General features: G+C 63.9%; 8 protein-coding genes and 1 tRNA gene. 2 read left to right on the top strand and 7 right to left on the bottom strand.

What is annotated here, in order from left to right:
• Positions 1-336: hypothetical protein (locus tag VLE48_02565; protein ID HSA91866.1), on the bottom strand; the 336-nt coding region annotated here is incomplete at its 3' end.
• A 234-nt stretch (positions 337-570) separates the two neighbouring features.
• On the opposite strand from VLE48_02565, the gene VLE48_02560 reads away from it, so the two are divergent.
• Positions 571-646: transfer RNA gene (locus VLE48_02560), tRNA-Thr, on the top strand.
• 265 nt (positions 647-911) lie between these two features.
• On the opposite strand, the gene VLE48_02555 is transcribed toward VLE48_02560, so the two are convergent.
• The 5 genes from VLE48_02555 to VLE48_02535 all read right to left on the bottom strand — a co-directional run bounded on the left by VLE48_02555 (position 912) and on the right by VLE48_02535 (position 7,397).
• Positions 912-2,060 (bottom strand): DUF6599 family protein, encoded by a 1,149-nt coding sequence (locus tag VLE48_02555; GenBank protein HSA91865.1) that lies wholly within the window; start codon positions 2,058-2,060, stop codon positions 912-914.
• An 85-nt stretch (positions 2,061-2,145) separates the two neighbouring features.
• The gene (locus VLE48_02550) at positions 2,146-4,167 is read right to left on the bottom strand and encodes an N-acetylmuramoyl-L-alanine amidase (protein HSA91864.1); all 2,022 of its coding nucleotides are present in this window, start codon (positions 4,165-4,167) and stop codon (positions 2,146-2,148) included.
• Between the two features lie 33 nt (positions 4,168-4,200).
• Positions 4,201-5,064 carry a lytic transglycosylase domain-containing protein gene (locus VLE48_02545; protein ID HSA91863.1) on the bottom strand — a complete coding sequence of 288 codons (864 nt, stop codon included), beginning with the start codon at positions 5,062-5,064 and terminating at the stop codon, positions 4,201-4,203.
• A 216-nt stretch (positions 5,065-5,280) separates the two neighbouring features.
• Positions 5,281-6,336, bottom strand: a complete 1,056-nt coding sequence (locus tag VLE48_02540) for an ADP-ribosylglycohydrolase family protein (protein ID HSA91862.1) — start codon at positions 6,334-6,336, stop codon at positions 5,281-5,283.
• A 2-nt stretch (positions 6,337-6,338) separates the two neighbouring features.
• Entirely contained in the window at positions 6,339-7,397 is a 1,059-nt protein-coding gene (locus VLE48_02535) for a DUF362 domain-containing protein (GenBank protein HSA91861.1), read from the bottom strand.
• A gap of 153 nt (positions 7,398-7,550) precedes the next feature.
• On the opposite strand from VLE48_02535, the gene VLE48_02530 reads away from it, so the two are divergent.
• A complete protein-coding gene (locus tag VLE48_02530; GenBank protein HSA91860.1) occupies positions 7,551-8,654 on the top strand; it encodes an aromatic ring-hydroxylating dioxygenase subunit alpha in 1,104 nt (367 codons plus the stop codon).
• A gap of 147 nt (positions 8,655-8,801) precedes the next feature.
• Here the strand turns inward: VLE48_02530 and VLE48_02525 are convergent.
• A partial coding sequence (locus tag VLE48_02525; protein ID HSA91859.1) for a DHHA1 domain-containing protein occupies positions 8,802-9,134 on the bottom strand: 333 nt, incomplete at its 5' end.

Below are 9,134 nucleotides of genomic sequence, written 5' to 3'. Positions count from 1 at the left end.
GGCGCCAAAGTCGAGCAGGAACTGCCCGGCAATGGGTTCCACCGACCGACCGCGGTGGCGAAACACAATGCGCCGGCTGCCGGTGGAGAAGGTCCCCGCCTCGAGCAGGGGATTCTCCATACCCGCCACCTGGCGCTGCATGGCGCGCAACGATTCGCGGATCACCGCAGGCCGCACCCGTTTGGCGCTCAGGTCGCGCAGCTTCTTGATCTGCAGGAGGTCGAAAAAGGAATAGCTCTCAGCGACGGCGACCAGCCCGGCTTTCTCCCAACTCCCGAGCTGTCGCGCCGTGACGCGCAGAATGCGCAGTACGTCTGCTCGTTGATAACGTTCCAATTTTTCTTTCGCGGAGCAGTTAGAGCTTGCCCGCCATTATCGGAACGGTTACGAGGCTTGGCAAGGCCTATTTATCCACAGGTAGCGGCTTGAGCAACGTGCACTGACGTTAGTGCAACGCGGTCACATGTTTCCACGGAGTCTGACGCCAGCTACGGATGGCCGGAGGAAGACGCTAACACAACTCTCCTGTTTTGCGCGTTCGCCCGACGCGCATTACAATCGATTCATCGAGCCGACGTAGCTCAGTTGGTAGAGCAGTCGATTCGTAATCGACAGGTCATCGGTTCAAGTCCGATCGTCGGCTCCACTCCCAGCACTCAGCATCCAGCAAACAGCCACACCGGCGCAACGCCAGCGCCGGATCGTCATGGACATTTCACCGCACGCCCAGTTCGCTGCTTGCTGACTTCGTCACGAAAACGAAAAGGCCGCCCGGCAACCAGGCGGCCCTCTCTAAGGGAGAATAGTTCCGACGGACAAGCCGCCAAAACTTTTCTGGCAAAAATCTTATGTTTGGCGATTGCGGGGTGTCAAGCAAATTCTTGATAATAAGTGCTTTTATTTTCAATAACTTATGATGTAGGCCGGTTTTCCGAAGAAGTGACAAAATCCGTCATTCCGGGCGCTTTTGACTCCTCTAACCCTCGTCCGTCCAAGGGCTTACGTTGCTCACCCAGGTTCAGTCGGATGATCTCGACTTCCTGCGGCCGGTCAAAGACCCTGCCGGGGAACAGGCGCTTCACGAAGATGCGTACGCCGCCGAAGGCCACACCGGCGACAAAGGCAAACAGCAGAATGAAGCCGATCAGGACAAACACAGCCAACAGCAGATTGCCGATGTTGTCGCGCGGAGCAAGGAAGGTGTTCTCGTTCCAGGTGACGTCGGCGTCATAGTTCACTGCGTCCAGCAGGGGTTGCGCATCGCTCGGGGCCACACCTGCGACCACGGCTACCAGCGGCCCGCTGCGCTTGGCGTTAAGCACCAAGTCCGGCCGTGCGAGCCTTAGCGCTTCCAACGCCTTCAGCCTTACGGCAGCGATTTGCGGAGTTGGATAAGAGACGACCGCGAGCGTGGCTTCTCCGGCCGTAGTCTTGTAGCGCGCCAGAGCTATCTCCGGGTTGGAACTGAAGTCCAGAATCTCTGTCGGGAGCGGCAGGCCGGATTTCGCCCAGCCGGCGGGACCAAGGACGTATCGGCCTGAGTTCCTGACCGCGGACGTGTGCGGCAAGTACCCGGGCAGGGAGGGCGCCGCTGTTCCCTCGCGTGACGCCGCTTGCGGCAGGGCTTCCGCCAGTGTGCGTAACTCCGCGGCGGACATGGCGGTCACGCGGTCAAGAACAGCAGTGACCAGTATGTTGCCGCGATAGAAGAGCACCTGCTGGCCGGACGATCCACCCAGGTCCCCCAGTTCTTCCTGCTGCATCTCCGGCGGGCGGTAAAAGGTGAAGGCCCCGTAGGCGCCGCTGGAATCACGGAAACGCGCGGCGCGGACCTCGAAACTGCGGTCGCCGCGGGCGTACCGGGCGGCCTCGAAGTCGGTGAACCCGAACTCGGTCAGCAATTCCGGCTGGGTGGCATCGGCTGTCTGTGCCTGCGTGCTCTTTTGTGAGGGAGTCTGCTTCTGCCAGCCGGCGAACGAATCCGGCAGCAACGGCGCCGTCTGTGCGGTTGCCCCGGCCGACAGCGCCAGCAAGGTCAGGATGAGGAAGCGGCGAATCATGACGGGCCAACGGTTCCCGGGTCGCTCGAAATGTTAGACACCGGGCCTTCAACCTTGATTCTACGCTTTCAGCAGGCGATAAGGCCTAGGGCGCGGCGGTGTTGCTTTTGGAAGCCAGCTTGACTCCGCTCAGGCCCTCGGCGTAGGTGGAGACGCCGTGAAGAAGCGCTTCGGCCAGGCGCTGGCGGTATTGCGACTTGTTCAGATTCTTCTCGTCGGTGGGATTGCTGAGGAATGACACCTCAGCCAGGATGGAAGGCATGTTGGCGCCGATCAGCACCACAAAGGGCGCCTTCTTCACACCCCGGCTGCGCATGCCTGCGTTTTTCTTCGCCTGGAGCGCCAGAGACTGCTGCACCGCCGCAGCGAACTCGCGCGATTCCTCGATCTTCTCGGTGAGTGTGATTTTCTTCACCAGGTCCTGCAGTTCGTGGATGGAGGCCTCGGAGACGGCGTTCTCCCGCGCCGCCACTTCCAACGCGTCCGCCGAGGAGGTGAAATTCAAATAGTAGGTTTCGACTCCGCGCGCCGTGCGGTCGCGGCTGGAGTTCGCGTGGATGGACAGGAACAAGTCCGCCTGCGCCTTGTTGGCGATGGCGGTGCGGTTCTCCAGCGGAACGAACACATCCTCCGTTCGCGTGTAAATGACTTCGGCGCCCAGGCGGTCCTCCAGCAGTCGCCCCAATCGCAAGGCCAGGTCGAGCACCAGGTCTTTCTCCGCCAACCCCTTGCGGCCGATGGTGCCGGTATCGTGCCCGCCGTGTCCGGCGTCGATGACGATTCTGCCGATCTTCAGCCCCAGCGCCCGAGTCAGCGAGGTTTCTCCGCTGGCATTGGGCTTGGCCGGGCGACCCACAACGGCGGGCGTCTCCGCCGCCGCCTTCGCGATTTTTGCCTCCTTGGATTCCTTCGGCGATGTCCGGGAAGCCACTGAGTCATATACAGGACCCGTGGTGGGCTTAGTCGTCGCCTTGATCTCCTTTTCCTTCTCGGCGGTGGTTGCCGGATTCGCGGTCGGCGGCGCCGCCTTGGCAATCTCAACCGTCACGGGCTTGTTCTTCTCCTGCGTTGTCGAGGGAGCCGGTGTCGCCCGGGCCGGTGTTGGCGGCTTGGCCGCCACCTGCGTTTCCGTAAGCCGCTTGCCGTGAACGTCAATGACCAGGCGGTAGGGATTGGGCAGGAAGAACGCGGAGTATTGCGAGACTCCGTTCACCTCCAGCACCACTCGGGTGATGCCCTTCTGGAACTGCCCTACGCGCACCTTCTGCAGGAATCCGTCGGCGGCGATCTCCAGCGACTTGTTCAGGAGTTCGGGCGCCAGCTGGGCATTGTGCAGGTCGAAGAAGATGCGGTCCGGGTTGCCGACCCGGCCGGCCTCGTACTTCACCTCCTGATCCAGGTCGATGGCGACGCGCGTGTAGTCGGGCGTGGACCAGTGGCGGATGTTGGTCACCATGACCCGCCCCTTGCGTTCCCTTTCCGTGTCCGGAGCGAGTGGCGGCTCGCCTAGCGAGGCTTCCACCAGGGCAGCCTCAGCCGGCTTGGTTTGCTGTTGGGGCTTGGGGGCGGACTTGGGCCGGGTAGCTCCCGCGCGCAGCTCTTCCAATTCAGTCTGGGCATCCTTGGCCAGGGGATGCGACGGGTAGCGCTTCAGGAAGTCCTCGAACGTGGCTTTGGCTCTGGCCACATCGTCGAGGTCGTGCCGGTACACCTGCCCTTCGCGCAGCAGCGCCTCGAAGCGATAGCGGCTCCCGGGATACTCACGGCGCAGGAACTCGTACTGTTCGATGGCCGCTTCCAGCGTCGGCCGGTCGCCGAAGATGCGCCCCATGTCCGTCTTGAGCTCGGCCATGACCCACAGCGCCTCATTCGCCCGGGGAGAGGCCGGAGAGATGCGATAGACCTGCCAGAAGGCGGAGACAGCCCGCTGGTAATCCAGCCGCTTGCGCTCGGCCGTGGGCTTCGCGCTCAGCGCCTTCCGCAACTCCTCGGCCTTTTCGAACTGTGCTTGCGCGCGCTGGCGGCTGGCAGCTTTGTTTCTTGCCGCCGCAAAGGCAGGCGAGGAAGCAAGAGCAGCCAGGAAGAGCGCCGCCGCCGCCGCCCGCATCCACCGGGTTGGGATGATCCGGGTCAGGATGGCCTACTCCACGTTGCTGAACAGTAGCTTGCCGTCATTCGTCTTGCGCATGCGAATGGGAGCGTAGCTCGGGCCGCCGATGATGCGTCCTTCGCCTCCGTAGATCCGGGTGATCTGCCGCACGTAGCTCTGCGTCTCGGCGTAAGGAGGCACGCCGCCGTTACGGCGGACCGCGCCCGCGCCCGCGTTATAGGCGGCCAGGCTCAAGGTCAGGTCGCCGCCAAAATCCTCCATCAGGCCCTTCAGGTGGCGGACCCCCGCATCCACGTTCTGCTCCGGATCGAAGGGATTGCTGACCTTCAGCTTGCGGGCGGTGCCCGGCATGAGCTGCATCAATCCCATGGCTCCTTTGCGCGACACGGCCCGCGGATTGAAGTTCGATTCCACCTTGATCACGGCGCGCACCAGGTTGGGATCGACGTTGTGCCGGGCGGCTGCCGCTTCGATAGCGGCGTCCACCTCAGCCGCGGTCAGGCTGCGGGCGCGCTCCACGTTGGCGTAGTTGGGATTGGCGGCCGCGGATTCGGCTCGTGCAGGCTCAGACTGCTGTGGCCGCGCGGAAATCTGTGTGGCAGCTTCGGCCCAGGCGGTGCGGGCCGCTTCAATGGCTTCCGGCGTGGCATTGGCCAGCTTTCTCCAGCGGCTCCGGCGTACGTCCCAGTAGTAGAGATGCTGGAAGGGAACCAATCGCGCAGTACCGCTGCGGCGCACACCCTTGCTCTGGGTCGGGGCAGGGCCGCCCCGATCGTTGCGGAAAATGGTGCGCCCGTTCTCCGTCACCGGCACAATGTCGGCGGCGGGCACGGGTGGGCACAGGACCACCACCCCCGCGACAACCATCAGGATACGAAGCAGGTGTTTGCTCATTTGTAACCCACAAGGCGCAGGCAGGCACATCCCCGCGCCCCACCTAACCTCAGGCCTGACGGAGACTTCGGACCAGAGTGCAGTGGATTATATGCTGGTAAACCCCCGCCTTCAAATATGCCCGAAGGTCGGTATCAAGGTAGTGAACCCGAAAATATCGGCTGAAAGGCGCACGAAAGCGGATTCGGCCCAGCAATCCCGGAAGTTGATGAGCGCTCAATAGGGAGGTAGAGTCCGCCGGACGGCGTGCGCCATAATCACCAATAAAAACAACAGGTTACGCAAGGGAAGACCCCAGACCGAAAGGGGCAGGGCCGGGCGTCGCTGGCCTTCGGTTACGACCTGGTCAAGGCGGTCTGCGAGCGCCGTAAGCCACTCGGCCGACCTCGGCCACTCCCAAAGGCCATGGCGCCACTCGGCGGGAATGCCTTCCGGTCCGACGCCAGCGCCGGCTATCCCGCCGACAATTGCCGCCACCGTGTCGGTATCTCCGCCGCAACGCACCGCCGCGAGCACCGCCTCCCGGAAGTCGGACTGGTGCGCAAACCAGGCGTGCAGCGCGACCGGTACTGTGTGGTAAACGTAGCCGCTAACGCCGCGGTTCAGTCCCATGTCCGCAGCGAATTGCTCGGTCGACTTTTTGTGCTCGGCCGTCGCACGCCGCGCCAGTTCGACCATCTCGCAACCCTCTTCGCCCAGCAGATCCTGGAGTGCTTGCAGGTACTGCTGCGCGGAAACCGTCTGCGTCATGCTTGCCGACCGAGCCGCCAGCGCCACCGCCAGCGCTCCGTACTCCGCCTTGGGATCGGTATGGGTCAGGCGCGTCGAGATGCGCACCAGCCGCCGCATGCGTTCCATATCCCCGCCGTAGCACACACCGATCAGGGCGCTGCGCATCGCCGGGCCGTTGCCGGCGGAGAAGACGCCGCTCGACTCCGGGCCATAGCCCATCCACAGCTTCAGCAGGCCTCGTAGCGTAGCCAGACCGATGACAATGGGGAGCCCCAGCAGCCAGAATCGCATGCGCCACGCGAGATCGCTGGCGAAGACTTCCGGCTCACCGGCGGATGCGATGAGCGACTGCGCGACCATGGCCGTGTGCTCGGTGTCATCCGAGGTCATGCCGCGGCCGAAAAGAAAGTGATGGCCATCCAGGCCGGGGAAAAGCTTCCGCTGCCGCTGTGGTGAGAGATGCTCGCAGGGCAGGCCGATGGCGTCGCCCACGGCCGTGCCCAGAAGACAACCGACAATGGCGACTTCCTGGGCTGGCATACTCAGGCGAAGAGGAGCCGCCGCATTTCCTCTAGTCGCGACTGCAGGTCCGGATTCGGCTCTCCCAACCAATGGGCCTCGAGTTCCAGGGACTGCGGATCCTTCAGGCCCAGCCCGATCTGCTGCGCGTGGCGGATCTGCCTTTGGTCCCAGACGCGCCGGTTCCGCAACCGCTCGTCGGCAGGAAAGGTCTTCATCAGGGCCACCGCCACGGCGTCGCAGGCGACGCGATCGCCTCCCGCAAGCAGCAGCTCCGTTTCCGCTTCCTCTCCCTTCCACGGGCCGCCGGTAAACATCACCCGCGTGCCGTCCACCAGGTTGAGGTCGGGACGATAGGCCAGATTGATCTCGCTGACGATCTCCTCCCAGTGCTCGGAGTCGATCATGTACGGGCGGTAGCGGCCGTGGGTCGCTCCTACGAAGTTCTTAAGGCACACCGAGTACGTGGCCCACTTGTGCGACTTGATCACCGGCAGGTTGATGATCACATCGGCCTTGCGGACGAATTCGGTTACCGGTACATGCTTCACATACTGCGCCCCAGGTAGTTCGACCGTGATCCACTCGTGCTCCTCGAAGTAGACCGGGAGGGCTCCCGCCTCGCGAGCCGCCTGCTCGATGCCGGATGCCTTCATGCTCTCGGCAGTCCCCGCCGACATGACGGCCGACATGTCGCCAACCCACACCGTCTCTGCGCCATGCTCTTTCAGCCACTGGCACAGTGCCCGGACTATTTCGGGATTCGTCGTCGCGGGATTCGGACCGGCGCCCACGACGTTGGGCTTCACCAGCACCTTCTTGCCCGCCACCTGCAACTGCTGCTCCGCTCCCATTCGGGCCAGGCATTCGTACACACGGGCCTTGGCATCCCCTCCCGCCACCAGCACGACACGCGAGCGGCCCTCGTGCTGAAACGCATCCGCCGGTTGAACCGGAGTGACGGCCGGACCTTGCGGACGGGAGAGCAGCAGCCGGACCATGCGCCAGCGGAACGTCAACACGCCCACGATCAGCAGCGCCAGCGCTCCCAGCAGCCCGCGAATCACGAATCTGCGTCCCATCGTCCTTCCCTCTGGCCTGTGCTGCCCAAGGCGAGGCGTCCAGTTGACCGCACCTGAGCACGTCGGCGCAAGTTCCAGGCGGGCCTGAGAGCGGTTCCCGCTCGAACCTTGCTGCCTGTGCTCACTGCATAGTACTTTGCTACCGTTCCCACCATGAGCACTGCCGACGCACCGCTGCTCGAGCACAAGCCGGACGCCGAAATGCTGTTTGGCTTCTGGTATCGCGCAGTGCCCAGCGGGGATGTCCGCCCAGGCCGTTTGTACAAGGTCACCCTTCTGGGTGTGCCGCTAGTGGTGGGACGCGACCGGGAAGGGAACCCGTTCGCGCTGCGCGACGCCTGCCCGCATCGCGCCATGCCGCTTTCCTGCGGCGCCTTCGATGGCGAACTCCTGGAGTGCAGCTATCACGGCTGGCGTTTCGCGCCCACCACCGGCCAATGCCGCGAAATACCTTCCCTCACGCCCGAGGATAAGCTCGACCCGGAGAAGATCTACGCCCAGGCCTATGCCTGCCAGGAGGCGGACGGATTCCTCTGGGCTTTTCTGCCGGAAGCGGGATCAGGACGCGCGTCGGCCGAGCCACTGCCTGTGCCCCGCCTGCCCATCGTCAGCGAGCCCTTTCGGCGGACGCATCTCACCGCCGACATGCCCACCAGCGTGGACCACGGCATTATCGGGCTGATGGATCCGGCCCACGGACCGTTCGTCCACCAGGCCTGGTGGTGGCGCAGCCGCCAGAGTATCCACCTCAAGCAGAAGCAGTTCGAGCCCATCCCGTACGGCTTCCGCATGAGCGCGCACACGCCTTCGTCGAACAGCGCGCCCTACCGCCTGCTGCGCTTCTACGCCGAGGCCGAGGCCATCACCACCACCATCGATTTCGTGCTGCCTAACCTGCGCTACGAGCAGATCCGCGCCGGCAAGTACTGGTTCTCGAGCCTGACCACGGTCACGCCCCTCACCCGCGACCACTGCCGTATCGACGTGGTGGCGGCGTGGAACATCTTCCGGCACGTGCCCTTCGTGCTGCCGGTGGCGCGCTACTTCGCCGCCAAGTTCATCGAGCAGGACCGCCAGACCATGGAGAAGCAAGCCGAAGGCCTGCGCCACAAGCCCGCGCTGATGCTGATCGACGACGCCGACCGCCCCGCCCGCTGGTACTTCCAGCTCAAGCAGGCGTGGCAGCGGTCCCGCAGCACCGGGCAGCCCTTCGAGCATCCCCTCAAGGGACCGGTGACTTTAAAGTGGCGGAGCTGATGCTCCCGGCGAGCTGAGACCAGCGCCTGCGCTCAATCTTCCTATCGCTGTGTGGTACGGACCTGCTGGTCTCGAAAGAGGTGACTGCCGCACGTTGCGCTTTCGTTCGGACGGAGGACGGAGAAGGCGAATTGCGATCGAGGCCGCCTATTTCAGCAGCCCCTCCACGACTGCATAGACCTCGCCGAGGGCGGTGTCGAGCGCACCGGCGTCTTTGCCGCCGGCTTCGGCCATGTCGGGACGGCCGCCGCCCGAGCCTCCGACTTTCTGCGCCACCGGCGCAATCACCTTGCCGGCGGAGATACGGTTGGTCAGATCCTTGGTCACGCCGACGATGAGGGCGACCTTGCCGTCCTCGGCCTGCGCCGAGCCTAGCGCGACTACTCCAGAGCCCAGCTTCTGGCGCAGATTATCGACAAGAGTCCGCATCTGCGGGCGCTCAAGATTGTCCACGCGATGGGCGAGGACTTTCACACCCTT

The organism is Terriglobales bacterium (assembly GCA_035454605.1).
Classification (GTDB): Bacteria; Acidobacteriota; Terriglobia; order Terriglobales; family Acidobacteriaceae; genus DATMAB01.
The sequence above is the reverse complement of the archived record's forward strand: the minus strand, read 5'-3'. Positions and strand labels throughout refer to the sequence as shown.

What these genes read in the sequence shown, in the direction of transcription:
- VLE48_02555 (HSA91865.1), bottom strand. Translation starts at nt 2,060, where the DNA reads ATGATTCGCCGCTTCCTCATCCTGACCTTGCTGGCGCTGTCGGCCGGG.
- VLE48_02550 (HSA91864.1), bottom strand. Translation starts at nt 4,167, where the DNA reads ATGCGGGCGGCGGCGGCGGCGCTCTTCCTGGCTGCTCTTGCTTCCTCG.
- VLE48_02545 (HSA91863.1), bottom strand. Translation starts at nt 5,064, where the DNA reads ATGAGCAAACACCTGCTTCGTATCCTGATGGTTGTCGCGGGGGTGGTG.
- VLE48_02540 (HSA91862.1), bottom strand. Translation starts at nt 6,336, where the DNA reads ATGCCAGCCCAGGAAGTCGCCATTGTCGGTTGTCTTCTGGGCACGGCC.
- VLE48_02535 (HSA91861.1), bottom strand. Translation starts at nt 7,397, where the DNA reads ATGGGACGCAGATTCGTGATTCGCGGGCTGCTGGGAGCGCTGGCGCTG.
- VLE48_02530 (HSA91860.1), top strand. Translation starts at nt 7,551, where the DNA reads ATGAGCACTGCCGACGCACCGCTGCTCGAGCACAAGCCGGACGCCGAA.